This window comes from Brevundimonas sp. AVps31 (assembly GCF_058681355.1).
This window is the reverse complement of sequence record NZ_CM178736.1, coordinates 372,354-388,552: the sequence shown is the minus strand read 5'-3', so window position 1 is coordinate 388,552 and position 16,199 is coordinate 372,354. Positions and strand designations below refer to the sequence as shown.

General features: G+C 66.9%; 18 protein-coding genes. 5 read left to right on the top strand and 13 right to left on the bottom strand.

Going from position 1 to position 16,199, the window contains the following annotated elements:
- Window positions 1-36 precede the first annotated feature (36 nt).
- Window positions 37-234, top strand: a complete 198-nt coding sequence (locus ACW174_RS01780; RefSeq protein WP_492015980.1) for a hypothetical protein — start codon at window positions 37-39, stop codon at window positions 232-234.
- A gap of 107 nt (window positions 235-341) precedes the next feature.
- Here ACW174_RS01780 and ACW174_RS01775 read toward each other — a convergent pair whose 3' ends face one another.
- From ACW174_RS01775 to purC, 7 genes are all read right to left on the bottom strand, one after another.
- Window positions 342-893, bottom strand: coding sequence for a sugar O-acetyltransferase (locus ACW174_RS01775; protein ID WP_492015979.1), 552 nt, complete (start codon window positions 891-893; stop codon window positions 342-344).
- A gap of 22 nt (window positions 894-915) precedes the next feature.
- Complete coding sequence (gene purQ / locus ACW174_RS01770; protein ID WP_492015978.1) at window positions 916-1,578, bottom strand: phosphoribosylformylglycinamidine synthase subunit PurQ; 663 nt, start codon at window positions 1,576-1,578, stop codon at window positions 916-918.
- 302 nt (window positions 1,579-1,880) lie between these two features.
- On the bottom strand, window positions 1,881-3,110 hold the full coding sequence (locus ACW174_RS01765; RefSeq protein WP_492015977.1) for an MFS transporter: 1,230 nt from the start codon (window positions 3,108-3,110) through the stop codon (window positions 1,881-1,883).
- Between the two features lie 103 nt (window positions 3,111-3,213).
- Entirely contained in the window at window positions 3,214-3,693 is a 480-nt protein-coding gene (locus ACW174_RS01760; protein WP_492015976.1) for a YbhB/YbcL family Raf kinase inhibitor-like protein, read from the bottom strand.
- Window positions 3,694-3,763: 70 nt separating this feature from the next.
- Complete coding sequence (locus ACW174_RS01755; protein ID WP_492015975.1) at window positions 3,764-3,895, bottom strand: hypothetical protein; 132 nt, start codon at window positions 3,893-3,895, stop codon at window positions 3,764-3,766.
- Window positions 3,892-4,128 (bottom strand): phosphoribosylformylglycinamidine synthase subunit PurS, encoded by a 237-nt coding sequence (gene purS, locus ACW174_RS01750; protein ID WP_492015974.1) that lies wholly within the window; start codon window positions 4,126-4,128, stop codon window positions 3,892-3,894. Before purS ends, ACW174_RS01755 begins: the two co-directional genes overlap by 4 nt.
- Complete coding sequence (gene purC / locus ACW174_RS01745; protein ID WP_492015973.1) at window positions 4,128-4,886, bottom strand: phosphoribosylaminoimidazolesuccinocarboxamide synthase; 759 nt, start codon at window positions 4,884-4,886, stop codon at window positions 4,128-4,130. The genes purS and purC overlap by 1 nt, the downstream gene beginning before the upstream one ends.
- A 283-nt stretch (window positions 4,887-5,169) precedes the next feature.
- On the opposite strand from purC, the gene ACW174_RS01740 reads away from it, so the two are divergent.
- On the top strand, window positions 5,170-5,493 hold the full coding sequence (locus tag ACW174_RS01740; RefSeq protein ID WP_492015972.1) for a DUF1476 domain-containing protein: 324 nt from the start codon (window positions 5,170-5,172) through the stop codon (window positions 5,491-5,493).
- A gap of 72 nt (window positions 5,494-5,565) precedes the next feature.
- On the opposite strand, the gene ACW174_RS01735 is transcribed toward ACW174_RS01740, so the two are convergent.
- From ACW174_RS01735 to purB, 4 genes are read right to left on the bottom strand one after another with little or no spacing between them, the layout of a single operon-like run.
- Window positions 5,566-6,267, bottom strand: coding sequence for a fasciclin domain-containing protein (locus tag ACW174_RS01735; RefSeq protein WP_492015971.1), 702 nt, complete (start codon window positions 6,265-6,267; stop codon window positions 5,566-5,568).
- A 17-nt stretch (window positions 6,268-6,284) separates the two neighbouring features.
- Window positions 6,285-6,800 carry a DNA-deoxyinosine glycosylase gene (locus ACW174_RS01730; protein ID WP_492015970.1) on the bottom strand — a complete coding sequence of 172 codons (516 nt, stop codon included), beginning with the start codon at window positions 6,798-6,800 and terminating at the stop codon, window positions 6,285-6,287.
- A complete protein-coding gene (locus ACW174_RS01725) occupies window positions 6,787-7,512 on the bottom strand; it encodes a 2OG-Fe(II) oxygenase (RefSeq protein ID WP_492015969.1) in 726 nt (241 codons plus the stop codon). The genes ACW174_RS01730 and ACW174_RS01725 overlap by 14 nt, the downstream gene beginning before the upstream one ends.
- The gene (gene purB / locus ACW174_RS01720) at window positions 7,512-8,813 is read right to left on the bottom strand and encodes an adenylosuccinate lyase (RefSeq protein WP_492015968.1); all 1,302 of its coding nucleotides are present in this window, start codon (window positions 8,811-8,813) and stop codon (window positions 7,512-7,514) included. The genes ACW174_RS01725 and purB overlap by 1 nt, the downstream gene beginning before the upstream one ends.
- A 132-nt stretch (window positions 8,814-8,945) precedes the next feature.
- Here purB and ACW174_RS01715 point away from each other — a divergent pair, with 132 nt between their 5' ends.
- Window positions 8,946-9,590, top strand: a complete 645-nt coding sequence (locus ACW174_RS01715) for a glutathione S-transferase (protein WP_492015967.1) — start codon at window positions 8,946-8,948, stop codon at window positions 9,588-9,590.
- 188 nt (window positions 9,591-9,778) lie between these two features.
- Here ACW174_RS01715 and ACW174_RS01710 read toward each other — a convergent pair whose 3' ends face one another.
- Window positions 9,779-11,443 (bottom strand): lytic transglycosylase domain-containing protein, encoded by a 1,665-nt coding sequence (locus ACW174_RS01710; RefSeq protein ID WP_492015966.1) that lies wholly within the window; start codon window positions 11,441-11,443, stop codon window positions 9,779-9,781.
- Between the two features lie 158 nt (window positions 11,444-11,601).
- Complete coding sequence (locus ACW174_RS01705; RefSeq protein WP_492015965.1) at window positions 11,602-12,393, bottom strand: uracil-DNA glycosylase; 792 nt, start codon at window positions 12,391-12,393, stop codon at window positions 11,602-11,604.
- A 193-nt stretch (window positions 12,394-12,586) separates the two neighbouring features.
- On the opposite strand from ACW174_RS01705, the gene ACW174_RS01700 reads away from it, so the two are divergent.
- Both ACW174_RS01700 and ACW174_RS01695 read left to right on the top strand, forming a co-directional pair.
- On the top strand, window positions 12,587-14,236 hold the full coding sequence (locus tag ACW174_RS01700; protein WP_492017226.1) for an electron transfer flavoprotein-ubiquinone oxidoreductase: 1,650 nt from the start codon (window positions 12,587-12,589) through the stop codon (window positions 14,234-14,236).
- A gap of 103 nt (window positions 14,237-14,339) precedes the next feature.
- Window positions 14,340-16,196 carry a tetratricopeptide repeat protein gene (locus tag ACW174_RS01695; protein ID WP_492015964.1) on the top strand — a complete coding sequence of 619 codons (1,857 nt, stop codon included), beginning with the start codon at window positions 14,340-14,342 and terminating at the stop codon, window positions 16,194-16,196.
- Window positions 16,197-16,199: the final 3 nt, after the last annotated feature.

Genomic DNA, 16,199 nt, shown 5'->3' with positions numbered 1-16,199 from the left:
CCGCTGGTTCATTCCCCGAACCTGAGGAGATGCGGCATGGCCGACGAGAAACCCGTTTTCGAGACCGACTTCGTCCAGACGGACCGCGCCCGCGAGCAGGGACTGGGCCTTGGCGAACGCGAGCTGAAAGCGCAGCGCGACGCCGGCGGAATCGCCACGCCTGATGTGGACGATGATGACGAACCCGGCGAGCCGGGCGTCGTGCGCAACGTTGCCGACGACAATCCCGCCTGACGACCGGACGGGCGCGCCAGCCCCGATTGACGGGCGGCGCTCAACGGGTCCGCGATCCTTGCGCGCTGATCGCTATCGCGGGCGCGAGCGCCTCGGTCGGGAGACGTCTAGCGTTTTTCGCGTGCGGGGTTTCCCATGACCGTTGCGCCGGGGGGCACGTCGCGCGTGACCACGGATCCCGCGCCCACCACACAGTCATCGCCGAGGGTCACGCCCGGCAGGATAATCGCGCCGCCGCCGATCCAGACATTGCGGCCGATGGCGATGGGCTTGCCGAACTCCACTCCCTTGGCCCGCTCTGCGGCGAGGCGCGGATGGTCGGCGGTCAGGATCTGCACCCCCGGCCCGATCTGCGTCAGGTCGCCGATGTCGACCTCGCACACGTCCAGGATCACGCAGTTGAAGTTCAGGAAAACATCGCGGCCCAGCCGGATATTGTAGCCGTAGTCGCAGTGGAAAGGGGGGCGGATGACTGCCCCCTCACCGACCTCGCCGAGCCTTTGACGCAACAGATCGCGACGCTCGGCGGGCGTGGCCGCCAGCGCCGCGTTATAGCGGGCCATCCAGTGTTTGGCGGCGGTCTGATCCGCCTGTAGCTCAGGATCACCGGGATTGTACGGCTGGCCCGAAATCATCTTCTGGCGTTCGCTGATGAACATCGACGCCTCCCCGAAACGACCGTCAGGCGGCGTTGTAGATGCTCTGGAACAGGGTCGCGCCATCGGCCGAACCCAACTCGGCCTCGAAGGCCCGGTCAGGATGGGGCATCATCCCCAGCACATTGCCGCGCGCGTTCTGCAGGCCGGCGATGTTGGCGACCGAGCCGTTGGGATTGTCGATGTAGCGGAACACCACCTGTCCCTCTCCCTCAATCCGCTTCAGCGTCTCTTCGTCGGCGAAGTAGTTTCCGTCGCCATTGCCCTGGGTCATGATGACTTCGGACTGGCCTTCATAACCGGAGGTGAATCGGGTCTGACCGTTGGCGACCGTCAGGCTGATGGGCTTGCAGACATATTTCAGGCCCGAGTTGCGCAGAAGGGCGCCCGGAAGCATTCCGGCTTCACACAGAACCTGGAACCCGTTGCAGATGCCCAGAACCGCGACCCCGTCGTCGGCGGCCTTCTTGACCGCCTGCATGATCGGGGCCTGCGCCGCCATCGCGCCACAGCGCAGATAGTCGCCGTAGGAGAAGCCGCCGGGCAGGACGATCAGGTCAAGCCCCTGGGGCAGCTCGGTATCGCCGTGCCACACCATCTCCACCTGTTCGCCGGTGGAGCGTTCGATGGCGACCTTGCAGTCGCGGTCACAGTTGGAACCGGGGAAGACGATGACGGCTGCGCTCATGGCGCGGGCGTTTAGCAGGGTTCTTGGGAAATGTCAGTGCGCGGGATCAACAAGACCGAGGCGATGCGCGATGCGCTCAAGCCCTTGATCCTGGCGGTTCCCGATGCGGTACAGGTTCCAGATGGCTGCGACACAGCCATCCTATGGCCGCGCATGGCTTGAACCTCGCCTTTCAGCTGCCGAAACGTCTCCCCCGAATTCGCCAGCTTCCGAGCGAAGCGCTTTTTGGACATCGTAGATCAGGTCGGTCGTCACTGCGGTCATTGCCTCAAACGACCATCATATGAACGAACGGGCGACGTTCAGGACGCGGCGTGCGTTCGACGCCCGTCCAGCCATGCCCATACCCAGATCGCCAGCCCGCCCAGCGTCAGGCCAACGGCGACCCAGCCGGTCGAGGCCCACCCGAAGCCGGCCGCCACCGCCGTTCCCGCCAGCAGCGGTCCCAGTGCATTGGCGGTGTTGAACGCCGAGTGGTTCAGCGCCGCCGCCAGGGTCTGCGCCTCGCCCGCCACGTCCATCAGCCGGGTCTGCAGGATCGAGCCCAGACCGCCGCCCACGCCGACGAACAGAACCACGATCAGCATCGACCACAGATGCTGTGACGCCAGCGGGTAGAAGGCCAGCGAAACGGCGCTCCAGATCAGCACGCCCGCCGCCGCCTTGAAGCCGAACCGGTCCCCGGCCCAGGCGCACAGAAGGTTGCCGCTGAACATGCCTACGCCAAACACGGCGAACACCCACGGCAGCACGTCGGGGCCGACGCCCGTCACCTCGCGCAGGGTTGAGGCCAGAAAGGCGTAGACAGCGAACATGCCGCCGAAGCCGATGGCGCTGACACCGAGCGTCAGCCAGACCTGCCGGTTCTTTAGCGCCCTCAACTCCCGCAGGGGGCTGGCGTCGGGGTGCGCCGGGTCGCGTGGCGCGAACAGGGCCACCAGTGTCATGGTCAGGACCGCCAGCGCGCCGACGATCCCGAACGTCCAGCGCCAGCCGTGCGCCTGACTGACCAGATTGACCACGGGCACGCCCAGAACGGTCGCGAGGGTCAGCCCCATGAGGATGGTCGACACGGCCCGCGTCCGGAATTTCAGAGGCACCGCCGACGCCGCCACCAGCGCCGCCACGCCAAAATAGGCTCCATGCGGCAGGCCGCTCAGGAAGCGGAACACCAGCATCGTCTCGAAATTCGGCGACAGGGCGCTCAGCGTGTTGGCGATAGCGAACAGGCCCATGAGGCCGATCAAAAGCAGCCGGCGCGGCAACCGGGCTCCGAACGCCGCCAGGATCGGCGCGCCGACGACCACGCCCGCGGCATAGGCGCTGATGGCATGGCCGGCGGTGGGTTCATCGACGCCCAGCCCGCGCGCGAAATCCGGCAGTACGCTCATCGCCGCGAACTCGGTCACCCCGATCGCGAAGCCGCCCATGCCCAGCGCCGTCAACAGCAGGGCCACGGCTCCCGGTTTGAAGGCTTTAGCGGGTTCGAGCGCGTCGGACTGAGGGCGGTCCGCGGTGTCGACGGGCGTCATAGGCTTACTCTGGGAGGGATTGTTGCGTTGCAACATGGGGTGCCCTTCCAGCCCTTCAACCGCGGAAAGTGATCGTTGATCACCTTCCGCGTCGAAACATCCGTCAGCCCTCGCCGGTGTTCTCGTATGTGGCGGTGATCGTCGCCTTGGCCAGCGTGTGGAAATGCAGGTTGAAGCCGAACACTGCTCCCGAGTTGTCCGGCGTCACATCCAGCTTTTCCGTGTCCACGGCGAAGACGGTGAAGATGTAGCGGTGCGGACCGTGGCCCGGAGGCGGCGCGGCTCCGCCGAAGCCCGGAGCGCCGTAGTCGGTACGGCCCTCGACCGCACCCGCGGGCAGATCGCCGGACGAGGCGCCGGTCTTCAGTTCACTCATGGCGGCGGGGATGTTGGCCACGGTCCAGTGCCAGAAACCGGAGCCCGTCGGTGCGTCGGGGTCATACACCGTGATCGCGTAGCTCTTCGTGCCGTCCGGGGCGCCCGACCACGACAGGTGCGGCGAGGTGTTCCCCTTTGCCTGCACCTGCGCGTCCGGCAAGACGCCGCCATCGGTGATGTCGTTGGAGGTGAGGGTGAAGGTCATTGGGTGTCTCCCGCGAATGGCGCGGGAGACTTAACGCATCAGGCGCGCATCCGTCACCAGCGGCGCCCTATCAGTGCGCCGCATCCTTGGCCTGCTGCGTAAAGGCGCTGTCGTCCATCAACCCGCCGGCCAAGGCGGAGGCGAACACCACGCAGCCGACAAGGATGAAAATCGCGACCAGCAGCTTGCCGATCCGGTTCACGCAACCTCGATGCGGTAGCTTTCGATCACGGTATTGGCGAGTAGCGTCTCACACATCTTCTTCGCCTCGGCGGCGGGATCACCTTCGCCGTCAAAGTCGAACTCGATCAGCTTGCCGACGCGGGCATTGGCGACACCGCTCCAGCCCAGACCGTTGAGGGCGCCCTCGACGGCCTTGCCCTGAACGTCGAGAACGCCCGGCTTCAGAAAGACGTGAACCTTGACCTTGGCCATCAGTGCAGCCCTCCCTGAATCACCGTCGGCATGCCCTTCATGATGCCGAGACGGCGCGCGACTTCGGTGTAGCTTTCAATCACATTGCCCAGGTCGCGGCGGAATCGATCCTTGTCCAGCTTCTCGCCGGTGGCCATGTCCCACAGACGGCAGCTGTCCGGGCTGATTTCGTCGGCCAGGATGACGCGTGCGAAATCGTTTTCCCAGATGCGGCCGAATTCGATCTTGAAGTCGACCAGCTGGATGCCGACGGCGCCGAACATGCCCGACAGATAGTCGTTCACCCTCACAGTCATCGCCAGAATGTCGTCCAGCTCCTGGGTCGAGGCCCAGTTGAAGGCCGTGATGTGCTCTTCCGTCACCATCGGATCGTTCAGCTCATCCTTCTTCAGGTAGAACTCAATGATGGAACGGGGCAGGGGGGTGCCTTCCTCGATGCCGAGGCGCTTGCTCATCGAGCCGGCCACCACATTGCGGCACACGACTTCCAGCGGGATGATCTCGACTTCGCGGATCAACTGCTCGCGCAGGTTCAGGCGCTTGATGAAGTGGTTGGTCACGCCGATGCCGTTCAGGCGCGACATGATGAACTCGCTGATCTGGTTGTTGACCACGCCCTTGCCCTCAAGCTGGGCCTTCTTCTCGCCGTTGAAGGCGGTGGCGTCGTCCTTGAAATACTGGATCAGGGTTCCGGGCTCAGGTCCTTCGTACAGGATCTTGGCCTTGCCTTCGTAGATCTTCTTGCGCTTGACGTTCATGGGTCTCGTCCAGGCGGGGCCTTGCCTGAAACGAAAATCGCGCGGCCAGCGCGTAGGTCTGGTCAGCGCGATCCGGAATCAGGCGGGCGGGGTAAAATGTCGTCGTCTCCTTAGCGGAACCCGCACCGCGACACAAACAGCCTGCGGGCCGATGTACGAATGACACCCTCTGACGACACGCCGCCGCAACCCGGAGAGTTCCGGTTGCGTTCGGACCCCGGGGAGCGGTAGAGCACCCCGACACGGCCACCCCTCGGCCGTTTGAAGGAGCCTGCAGACGCCCATGACGACCTTTGACGATCGGGAAAAGGGCTTCGAAGCCAAGTTTGCTCTCGATCAGGAGCAGGAATTCCGGGCTGTCGCGCGCCGTAACAAGCTGCTGGGCCTGTGGGCCGCTGAAAAAATGGGCCTCAACGCCGAAAGCGCCGAGCAGTACGCCGCCGCGGTGGTGAAGGCCGATTTCGAGCAGCCGGGCGAGGAAGACGTCTTCCGCAAGATCGCCCAGGATTTCGAAGGCTCGGGCCTCGTCGTTTCGGAAGGCGAAGTTCGCCGCAAGATGGACGAACTGTCGTCCGTCGCCCGCGAGCAGATCCGCACCGGCGAGTAAGCTTTCCGTCTCCGGACAGAATAAAGGCCGCCCCCTCGCAGGGGCGGCCTTTGTCGTTTCAGGCCGGGGCCTTTAGTTCGGCATCAGCACCGTGTCGATGACGTGAACCACGCCGTTCGATTGTCCGACGTCAGCCTGGGTGATCGTCGAACGGCCGCCCTTCTCGTCGGTGATGACCCAGGTGTTGTTCGGGCCGGCGCTGACGGTCAGCGTGCTGCCCTCGACCGTGGTCAGGGTCGCCGTGCCGCCGTTGGCCTGGGCCTGTGCGGCGATGTCAGCGGCGGTCAGGCGACCGGGGACGACGTGGTAGGTCAGGATCTTGGTCAGGTCCGCCTTGCCGGCCGGGGCCATCAGGCTTTCACGGGTGGCGGCCGGGACCTTCTCGAAGGCGGCGTTGTCCGGAGCGAAGACCGTGAACGGACCGGGGCCACTCAGCGTCTCTGCCAGGCCGGCAGCCTGCACGGCGGAAACCAGCGTCGTCAGATTCGAGGCCTTGGCGGCGTTGGTGACGATCGTGTCGTTAGGGCTCATGGCGGCGCCGCCGACCATCGGGTCCTGCGTGGCGGCCGGAGCCATGGCGTCCGCCGGCGTCGCTGCGGCCGGGGTGGTCTCTTCAGCATTGCTGCAGGCGGCGATCAGCAGGGTCGAGGTGGCGGCCGCGGCGATAAGCGCGCTGGTGCGGTTGAACTTCATGGTGGCTTCCTTCCTGAGGTGACGCTCGGGGGCGGCGTCATGCAGGAAGTACGCATGGGGACCGGCTTTGGATGGGGGCATGCGTCAGACAGCCGCGATCAGCTGTTCGCGATCCACCGAGTCAGCACCGCCCACCGCTCTGCCTTGACGGCGAAGGGCAGGGTGTACGCGGGGCTTGAGGACGGAAGGTCGATCAGTGTCACCCGGTCCAGCCCGGTCAGCGTCCTGCGGCCCAGCCTCGCCGCCGTTGCGCCATTGAAGGCGATGGCGGCGAGCCTTGGCAGCGTCTCAACCAGGGCCGCCAGGTCGGCCCTCTCCACCTCGCGGATCGCCTGATCCAGACTGCCCGGACGTCGCGCCTCGGCGATCACGTCCCACAACCCCACGCCGGCTGCCTTTAGCGCCTCCAGCCGCTCGGAATAGGTCAGGGCCACGAGATCACACTCGATCACCCCGCCAACCAGTCGCCAGAAGCCGTTTTGCGGATGCCCGTAATACTGACCCGCTTTCAGTGAGGCGTCGCCGGGCAGGCTTCCGAGGATCAGCAGGCGGGTGTCGACGTCAACGACGGGATCGAAGGCGCGCTTGCGCGAGCCGTCTTCAGCGCCCGGCATTTCTGAGCCAGCCCACCACCGACAGTCGTGGCGCCTGTGCGTAGGCCGCGACAGGTGCGACCGAGTGATACTGCGGCACGCTGAAAAGCGTCAGGGTGTTCCAGCGGGGCGCATGCCCCCGGATCACGTCTCCCGCCGCATCATGGAACAGCAACTGCCCGCCCCAATCGGCGCGCCAGGTTCGCGTCAGGCCAAGGGTGTAGGCGACCAACCGGTCGCTGGCTTCGGAGCCCACATCGTTGTGCAGCCCGATGAAATCGCCCGCGCGGTATCGGGTCAGCTGCCCGTCCGCCTTGACGATGTCCTGTCGGCCGGTGACGGCGACACCCAGTTTGACGAAGGCGTCGTTCAGGAACTCGGTCAGGGTGTGGACCGGATGGCCGGGGTCGCGCTGGGCCAGATAGGCGGTGATCAGCGGATAGGTCAGATACAGGAAGCCGTAGCCGGCGCCCGCCCGGGTCATCATGGCCCGAAGGCGCTGTTGCAGGTCGGCGCCCTGAAGCCCGGCCTGTTCGCGCGTCAGCACGGTCGGCCGGCCATCCTCGCCCTGGAACGCCAGATCCCAGTCGATGCCGGTCTCAAGCAGACTGGCCAGGAACTCGGCCGTATCGGCTTCGAACACGTCCGCGATCTGGACCCAGCCGTCACGCCGGTAAGCCTCTGCGGCGGCGGCGATATCCAGCTTGGGATTGATCCGGATCGGCGGGGTCATCAGCCTTCGCCAAACACCCGGGCGAACACCGTGTCCACGTGCTTGGTGTGATAGCCGAGGTCGAACAGCGCCTCGAGCTGACTTTCCGGCAGGGTGACGCGGGCGTCGGCCTTCAGGAATTCCAGGAACCGGCCCTCGCCGCGCCAGACCTTCATTGCGTTCTCCTGCACGGCGGCATAGGCGTCCTCGCGGCTCACCCCCGCCTGCGTCAGGGCCAGCATAACGCGCTGCGAGTGCACCAGCCCGCCCAGCAGGTTGATATTCTTCTGCATGTTCTCGGGATAGATGTTCAGCCGCTCGACCACGTTCGCCAGCCGATGCAGGGCGAAGTCCAGGTGGATGGTGGCGTCCGGCCCTATGCCGCGCTCGACCGACGAGTGGCTGATATCCCGCTCATGCCAGAGCGCGACGTTCTCCATCGCAGGCACGACCGCCGAGCGGACCAGACGGGCCAGGCCGGTCAGGTTCTCGGTCAGGATCGGGTTGCGCTTGTGCGGCATGGCCGACGAGCCCTTCTGGCCCTTGTCGAAGAACTCCTCGGCTTCAAGGACTTCCGTGCGCTGCAGGTGACGGATTTCAGTCGCCAGACGCTCGATCGAGGAGGCGACGACGCCCAGCGCCGCGAAGAAGGCGGCGTGACGGTCGCGCGGGATCACCTGGGTCGAGACCGGCTCGACCTGAAGGCCCATCTTGTCGGCGACGTACTGCTCAACCGCCGGATCGACGTTGGCGAAGGTGCCGACAGCGCCCGAGATGGCGCAGGTGGCGATCTCTTCCTTGGCGGTCAACAGTCGGCGCTTCGCCCGCTGGAACTCGGCGTGATAGCCGGCCAGCTTCAGGCCGAAGGTGATCGGTTCGGCGTGAATGCCGTGGCTGCGACCGACTTCCGGCGTGAATTTGTGCTCCTTGGCCCGCGTCTCCAGCGCCGCCAGCACCCGGTCGACGCCGCCGATCAGCAGGTCGGACGCCCGCGCCAGCTGCACCGCGAAACAGGTGTCCAGCACGTCCGACGAGGTCATGCCCTGGTGCAGGAATCGGGCTTCCTCGCCGACGATCTCGGACACATGGGTCAGGAAGGCGATGACGTCGTGCTTGGTGGTGCGTTCGATCTCGTCGATGCGGTCGGCGTCGAAGACCGCGTCCTTGCCCTTCGCCCAGATGGCCTCGGCGGCGTCGGTCGGGATCACCCCCAGCTCGGCCATCTTGGTGGCGGCGTGCGCCTCGATCTCGAACCAGATCCTGTACTTGGTCTCTTGCGACCAGATGGCGACGGCGTCGGGGCGGGAATAGCGCGTGATCATGGACGCGGGGTGTCGGTCCCAAGACCCGCTGAGTCAAGCGCAGCTTGTGTCCCGGCGGTCGGAACTCGGGCTCGATCCGATGGCGTCGCGCCCGGCTTCGCCCTAAGCCTGCGTCAACCTCGGGAGGGCTTCATGGAACTGATCATCGCGCCGCGGCTGTATTCGACCTGGTCCCTGCGCCCATGGCTGGTGCTCAAGCGCTGTGGCGCGGCCTTCGCCACCACAGAGATCGACGTCTATTCCGAGGCTGGTCAGGCAGAGATCGCCCGCCTCTCGCCGTCGCGGCTCGCGCCCCTGCTCAGGGTGGACGGCGAAACGATCTGGGACTCCATGGCTATCTGCGTATGGGCCGCCGAGCGCTATCCTGAAGCCCGGCTCTGGCCCGCCGACGCCCACGCCCGCTGGGTGGCCCGGTCTGCAGTCTGCGAGATGCACGCCGGGTTCAGCGCCTTGCGCACGCACTGCGCCATGGGGCCGGATCACTCCATGGTCGGTCCTGACCGCTCGGACCTGCCGACGGACCCGGGAGTGGAACGGGACATCCGCCGTATCGTCTCGCTCTTTATGGAAATGCGCGGCCGCTTCGGCGCGGGCGGCCCTTGGCTCTTCGGCGACTGGTCCATCCCCGACGCCTTCTTCACCCCCGTGGCGACCCGCTTCCGCCACTATCAGGCGGACCTGTCGGCCTTCGGCGACGACGGCTCGGCTCAAGCGTACTGCGACGTCCTGCTGGCCCAGCCGGACTTTCTGGAGTGGTCGGCGGAAGCGTTGCGTTAACCGCACGCCCGAACCTGACTTTAAGACAACGGCGATATGCCGGGAGCTGTCAGGACGCAAAAGCGTTCGAGGTCCGTCATGCCCATGCAAGCCGAACAGCCTGTCGCCGCCCGCCGCCCCAGCCTGCTGGTGTACGGCCTGCTGATTATCGTGGCCTGCTGCCTGCCGGCCCTGCTTCTGGCCGGGCTTTAGCCGCCGGTAGACACCACCGCCGCCACCTCGATCGGTTGCACCGGCGCCGGGGGCGGCGGCACATAGTCGAGGCTCAGCGGGATCAGCGTGGCGCCACCGGCCACCGCATCCAGCGTATTCAGCGGCCGCCCGTTCATGCGTTGATAGATCCAGTAGGCGGCGACCACCTTCTCCACATAGTCGCGGGCCTGCGGCACATCGATGGTTTCGATCAGCAGCAACGGGTCTGCGTCCGGTCCCAGCTTGCGCACCGCCGCCATCATCGGGCCGGGCCCGGCGTTGTAGGAGGCGGAAACCCGCAGCAGGTCGCCGTTGATCTCCGGCAGGGCCAGAACGCGATTCACATAGGCCTGACCCAGACGAGCGTTGGTGGCCGGGTCATACAGACGGTCCGGCGTGCTGACGAAGCCGCGGTCGCCGGTCATCTCGGCGGCGGTCGTCGGCATTACCTGCATCAACCCATAGGCCCCGGCGCCGGAGCGCGCGCGGGCGTTGAAGCCGGTTTCCTTGCGAGCGATCGCATAGACCAGGGAGCGCTCGATGGTGAAGCCGCCGACCGGCTCGATCACTGGCTGGGCGTAGTTGTTGGCGTCGACGCGGCGCACGTCGGTATCCGATCCCGTGACGCGCGGCCCCAGCGCCCGGCCCAGCGCGGCCCACAGCTGACGCCCCCGGTCGGTGACGGCCGAGCGCATGCCGGTGCGCAGTTCGTCGCGGGCGTCGGTGCGGCGGCCGATCTCGGAGAAGGCCACGGTCCGGCGTGCGCGCGGCTCCGAGCGGACAAACTCTTCCAGTTCGTCGGCTTCGACGCCGATGGGCTCGTCCGGCGTGTAGACGGCCCGTTGCAGGGTCGCGCCGTAGGGCGTCGGCCCCATGTTCTCGATAGCGACATCCTCGCCCAGCTGACGCAGGGCGATCTGGCCGTAGAAGGTCGCGGGCCAGGCGGCGGCGCGGCGCAGCAGCGGCTGCACCCGGTCCTGCTGGCTGGAGCGTCCGGCCGACCGTGCGGCCCAGAAGGCGGCGCCGGCGCGAACCCAGCCGTCCTCTGTCGGATCGTCCAGCACACGCTGGAAGGCGCCGCTCGCGGCGCCGAACTCTCCCAGCCGGTACTGGGCCAGACCGACCGTCCACCAGTCGCCGACTTCCTGTCCGATGACCACGGCCCCGGCGAGGTCGTCGCGATTCAGGGCGACGCGGGCGGCCTTCAGCGGATCGCCCTCGGTGTTCTGGCCTGCGGCGGACGCGGCGGCCCAGCTGCGGTTCGAGAAGCGCGAAGCGCGGCGCGGCTCGGGCGCGCCATCGGGACGGCGACGCAGCGCCAGATTGTAGACCCGGTCCGCGCACGGCAGGTCGGAATACTCTTCCAGCCACGCGGCCAGCTCTTCGTAACTGGCGCTGTAGTCGGCGTGGAACATCCGCTCGAACTCGACCTGCCCCAGCAGCACACGGTCGTTGGCTTGTCGGGCCGAGGCGCGGGCGGCTTCCAGATCGCCGCGGCGCAGGGCGTCAAACGCCGTGGTGTAGCTCAGGCGGTCAGCGGGGCTCAGCGCCGTGGGCGTACGTCGTCCGTCGTCGTCAGCGGCGTGCGCGATCCCGCCGACGGCGGCAAGCGCGATAGCCAGCGTCGGCGCGAGGATCGCGCGGCGTAGGAATACAGGCACTGAGCGGCCCCCCTGAGAGCGGCCCCGTAACCGTCTCGTCGGTCCAAGGCTCACTGTTCGTTCGGTCGTCAGATCAAAAAGGCGCTGCGCCTTTGACCCGTGTCAAGATTTGGCTCGTTTTTGGGGCGCTTTTGCGTCGGTCAGGTTAACGACGGCGTTCAGGCCTCCGCGTCATCCAGTCGCGCCGCCAGCGCGAGCACATCCGCCCACGCCGCCTTCTTCGCCATCGGCGTGCGCAGCAGGAAGGCGGGGTGAAGGGTGGTCATCACCGGCGCCGAGACATTTCCCTCCGCCAGCCGCCACTCTTTCCAGATTCCCCGCAGGCGCATGATGCCCTCATCGGTGGCCAGCACAGACCGGGCCGCTGTCGCGCCCAGCAAAAGCACCGCCTTCGGTTTCAGCAAGGCGAAGGCGCGCTCAATGAACGGCGCGCAGGCGGCCTGTTCCATCGGGCTCGGCGTCCGGTTGCCTGGCGGGCGCCAGAACACGGTGTTGGTCATGAACGCCCGATCCTTCAGCCCGGCCTCGGCCAGCATCTGGTCCAGGAGACGGCCGGCCTTGCCGACAAAGGGCTCGCCGCGCTCGTCTTCCTCGGCGCCCGGGCCTTCACCGATGATCATGATCGGCGCCTGCGGATTGCCACGTGCAAACACTGCCTGCCTCGCGCCCATGTCCCGCAACGGACAGCCGGTAAAGCTCGCGATGGCCGCGCCCAAGGCCTCCAGCGTCTCCGCCCCGGCCGCCAGTCGCCGCGCTTCCGACGCCGCATCGCCCGCAGACGGTGTGGCCACGACCGAGGCGGTCGCCCGGGTCACGGCCTTCACTGCGGGGGGCGGGGCCACGTGGGTGCGGTCCACCGGGGCGTCCTCGAAACAGGCGTCCACCCCCGCATCCCGCCAGAAGGCGAGCAGGCTTTCGGCGGCTGCAGTGTCGAGGGCGGCGGTGTTCATGTCGGTCCGCACAGGGATAGTCCTTGACCGCCCCCGCGTCACCTTCCGATAAGCGGGCACAGGGAAGACGACACGGGATATCAGGGTCATGGCCGAAGAAGCGATTGAAGGCGGGGCGAAGAACGCCTGGCAGGAAGCCGTGATCGACAATCTGCCGCCCGCCGAGGCGCTGGCCGGTGTCGAACGCGAGATCATGGAATACGACGTCGTCATCGTCGGCGGCGGCCCTGCGGGCCTGTCCGCCGCCATCCGCCTGAAGCAGCGCGCCGAAAAGGACGGCAAGGAGATCTCCGTCGCCGTACTGGAGAAGTCCGCCGAGATCGGCGGCCACATTCTTTCGGGCGCCGTCATGGATCCAAGGGCGTTGAACGAGCTGTTCCCCGACTGGAAGGAACGCGGCGCGCCCCTGAACACCCCGGTGACCAAGGACAAGTTCCTGCTGCTGGGGCCGCAGGGCGTCCTGCCGCTACCGATGTTCGCCTTCCCGCCACTGATGCACAATCACGGCTGCTACATCGGCTCGCTGGGCAATATGGCTCGCTGGCTGGCCGAGCAGGCCGAGGCGCTTGGCGTTGAGGTCTATCCCGGCATGGCCGCCAGCCACGTGGTCTGGGATGAGCCGGGTGGTCGGGTGAAGGGCGTTGTCGCCGGCGTCTTCGGCATCGACCGTGAAGGCAAGCCGACCGGCGAGTTCCAGCCCGGCATCGAGCTGCACGGCAAATACGTCTTCATCGCCGAGGGCGTGCGCGGCTCCCTGGCCAAGACCATCATGGCCCGCCACAACCTGTGCGACGATGCCGATCCGCAGAAGTTCGGCATCGGCATCAAGGAGCTGTGGCAGGTCCCGGCCGAGAAGCACCAGCCGGGTCTGGCCCAGCACTCGACCGGGTGGCCGCTGGACGAACACACCGGCGGCGGCAGCTTCCTCTACCATTTCGGCGATCGCTATGTGTCCGTCGGCTACGTCGTCCACCTGAACTACAAGAACCCCTTTCTGTCGCCCTTCGACGAGTTCCAGCGCTTCAAGCACCACCCGGCCATCGCCGAGCATCTGGAAGGCGGCACGCGCATCTCCTACGGCGCGCGCGCGATCACCGAGGGTGGCTTCCAGTCGGTGCCGAAGCTGGCCTTCCCGGGCGGCGCCCTGATCGGCTGCTCGGCGGGCTTCGTGAACGTGCCCCGCATCAAGGGCAGCCACAACGCCATGAAGACCGGCATGCTGGCCGCCGACGCCGCCTATGACGCCGTCATGGCCGGCCGCTCGGGTGATGAACTGGTCGAGTATCAGGCCGCCTATGAAAAGAGCTGGGTCTACAAGGAGCTCAAGCTCGTTCGGAACGCCAAGCCGCTGCTGTCCAAGGTCGGCACCTCTCTCGGCGGCGCCCTGGGCCTGTTCGATATGTGGTTCCAGACCCTGACCGGCGGCTTCTCCCTGTTCGGGACGATGAAGCACACCAAGACCGACGCCGCCTCGACCGAACTTGCGTCAAAGCACAAGCCGATCGTCTATCCGAAGCCGGACGGAAAGCTGTCGTTCGACAAGCTGTCGTCGGTCTTCATTTCCAACACCAACCACGCCGAGGACCAGCCCGCCCACCTGAAGCTGCTGGACCCGTCCGTGCCGATCCGCGTCAATCTGCCGAAATACGGTGAGCCGGCGCGCCTCTACTGCCCCGCCGGGGTGTACGAGGTTCTGACGCCGGAAGGCGGCGGCGAGCCGCGCTTCCAGATCAACGCCCAGAACTGCGTCCACTGCAAAACCTGCGACATCAAGGATCCGTCGCAGAACATCGTCTGGACCACGCCCGAAGGCGGCGGCGGTCCCAACTATCCGAACATGTAACTCTTCCCGGCCCAAAGCGCGGGGATGGTGGAGCGTTTCTAAAAACCGCTCCGACGCGGCGACAGGTCTTGTCGCCGCCGCATAAAGCGGGAAGGGTCGCGCCATGCGCTCTTCCTCGCTTCGCCTGCTTCTCTCCGGTTGCGCCCTTCTGGCGCTGGCGTCTCCTGCCTTCGCGCAGGACGCCCCCGTCTTGGTCCCGCCGGCCGACGCTCCGCCGGTCACGCCTCCCGTGCCTGAGGCGCCGGCGCCCGATGCGCCTGCGGCAGACACGCCGGAGACCGGTCCAGCCGCCGTAGCGGCCGAAACGGTCGTGGCGACGCCCGCCATCCCCGAGGTCTGGGCTCCGGTGCCTGTCGATTCCCAAGGACGCTCGGCCTACGGTCTCTATCTGTCCGGCCGGATCGCAGGTTTCCGCGGAGATTCCGCCGAAGCCGCGCGTCTCTTTGAAGAGGCCCAGCGTCTGACGCCCGAACAGCCGGTGCTTCAGAACGAAACCTTCCTCACCAGCCTGCTGAGCGGGGACCTGGACACCGTGGCGCGCCTGACGACCACGGTGCAGCTGTCTCCTGAACTGTCCGAAGCCGGCCGCTTGGTCTCCATCATCAATGCAGTCAAGCGCAACGACGCCCGTGCGGGATATGCCTCGCTTACGGGCGAACCGCTGGGTCAGCCCTTCACGGCCATCGGCCAGTTCATCACCCCGTCGCTCGCCGCCGCTGCGGGGGACTGGGATACGGCGCTGAAGCCCGTCGAGAACAATCCCGCCGATCCGGCCGGTTTGATCCTCCGTCTCCAGCGGGCGCAACTGCTGGAAAACCGCCGCCGCTTCGATGAGGCGGACAGCGAGTACAAGGCCCTCATGGCCCTGCCGAACGGCGCCCGTCTGTATACGGTCAACTATGCCCAGTTCCTGGAGCGACGCGGGCGTCGTGACGAAGCGATCGTTCAGTACAATGCATCACTGGCCGGCGCCGCGCCGGATCCCGCCGCCCTTGACGGGCTGCAGCGCCTGGCTTCGCGTCAGCGTCCTCTCGCGGCGCCCAGCCCTGCCGATGGCGTCGCCGCCGCCCTCGACTTCGCTTCGATCATCTCCACCGAGCGGCAGGACCACAAACTGACGGCCATTCTGCTGCGGATGGCGGAGAGTCTGCGCCCATCGGACATGACGACGCTGCGCCTTGGTCTGGCCCTCGCGGCGGATGAGCAGGAGGAGCCTGCCCGGCAGGCGTTCGCACGCGTCTCCACCGCCAACGCGATCCTCTACGCCGGCGCACAGTACAACCTCGGTCAGAGCTATCAGCGCGGAAAGGAGAACGATCTGGCCCTCGCCGCCTTGACCCGCGCCCTCGCCGCCGCGCCCAGCCAGTCGCGCATCGCCCTGGCCCTCGCCGGACAGCTGATCGCCATGGATCGCAATCAGGAGGCGCTGACCATCCTCGCCGCCCCGGACATCAACACCGCCGACCAGACCGCCGATGTTCGCTTCATGCGCGGCGCCGCACTGGAGGCGCTGGGCCGGATCGAGGAGGCGGAGAACGAGCTGTGGACCGCGCTTCAGGCCCACCCGGACAGCCCCATCCTTCTGAACCACCTGGGTTATCTGTGGGTCGACAGCGGCCGTCGGGTTGAACAGGGCGCCGAAATGATCGCCCGCGCCCACGCCGCCGATCCCGAGGATGGCAACATCCAGGATTCGCTCGGCTGGGCCCAGTACCGTCAGGGCCAGTACGACACCGCCGTCACCACGCTTGAGGCCGCGGTCGCCAAGGAACCGGCCAACCCCGAGATCAACGACCACCTTGGCGACGCCTACTGGCAGGTCGGTCGCCGCCGGGAAGCGGGCTGGCAGTGGAACCGGGTCCTGACGCTGGCCCCCGACGCCGAACGCCGCGCCGAGATCGACCAGAAGCTGGCGTCCGGTCTGCCCGAGCCGACATCCGTCGCCGGAACCCAGCCCTGATCC

Bases quoted from the DNA above. Each gene is read 5' to 3' on its own strand.
- ACW174_RS01780 (WP_492015980.1), top strand. From the start codon at position 37: ATGGCCGACGAGAAACCCGTTTTCGAGACCGACTTCGTCCAGACGGAC.
- ACW174_RS01775 (WP_492015979.1), bottom strand. From the start codon at position 893: ATGTTCATCAGCGAACGCCAGAAGATGATTTCGGGCCAGCCGTACAAT.
- purQ (WP_492015978.1), bottom strand. From the start codon at position 1,578: ATGAGCGCAGCCGTCATCGTCTTCCCCGGTTCCAACTGTGACCGCGAC.
- ACW174_RS01765 (WP_492015977.1), bottom strand. From the start codon at position 3,110: ATGACGCCCGTCGACACCGCGGACCGCCCTCAGTCCGACGCGCTCGAA.
- ACW174_RS01760 (WP_492015976.1), bottom strand. From the start codon at position 3,693: ATGACCTTCACCCTCACCTCCAACGACATCACCGATGGCGGCGTCTTG.
- purS (WP_492015974.1), bottom strand. From the start codon at position 4,128: ATGGCCAAGGTCAAGGTTCACGTCTTTCTGAAGCCGGGCGTTCTCGAC.
- purC (WP_492015973.1), bottom strand. From the start codon at position 4,886: ATGAACGTCAAGCGCAAGAAGATCTACGAAGGCAAGGCCAAGATCCTG.
- ACW174_RS01740 (WP_492015972.1), top strand. From the start codon at position 5,170: ATGACGACCTTTGACGATCGGGAAAAGGGCTTCGAAGCCAAGTTTGCT.
- ACW174_RS01735 (WP_492015971.1), bottom strand. From the start codon at position 6,267: ATGCCCCCATCCAAAGCCGGTCCCCATGCGTACTTCCTGCATGACGCC.
- ACW174_RS01730 (WP_492015970.1), bottom strand. From the start codon at position 6,800: ATGCCGGGCGCTGAAGACGGCTCGCGCAAGCGCGCCTTCGATCCCGTC.
- ACW174_RS01725 (WP_492015969.1), bottom strand. From the start codon at position 7,512: ATGACCCCGCCGATCCGGATCAATCCCAAGCTGGATATCGCCGCCGCC.
- purB (WP_492015968.1), bottom strand. From the start codon at position 8,813: ATGATCACGCGCTATTCCCGCCCCGACGCCGTCGCCATCTGGTCGCAA.
- ACW174_RS01715 (WP_492015967.1), top strand. From the start codon at position 8,946: ATGGAACTGATCATCGCGCCGCGGCTGTATTCGACCTGGTCCCTGCGC.
- ACW174_RS01705 (WP_492015965.1), bottom strand. From the start codon at position 12,393: ATGAACACCGCCGCCCTCGACACTGCAGCCGCCGAAAGCCTGCTCGCC.
- ACW174_RS01700 (WP_492017226.1), top strand. From the start codon at position 12,587: ATGGAATACGACGTCGTCATCGTCGGCGGCGGCCCTGCGGGCCTGTCC.
- ACW174_RS01695 (WP_492015964.1), top strand. From the start codon at position 14,340: ATGCGCTCTTCCTCGCTTCGCCTGCTTCTCTCCGGTTGCGCCCTTCTG.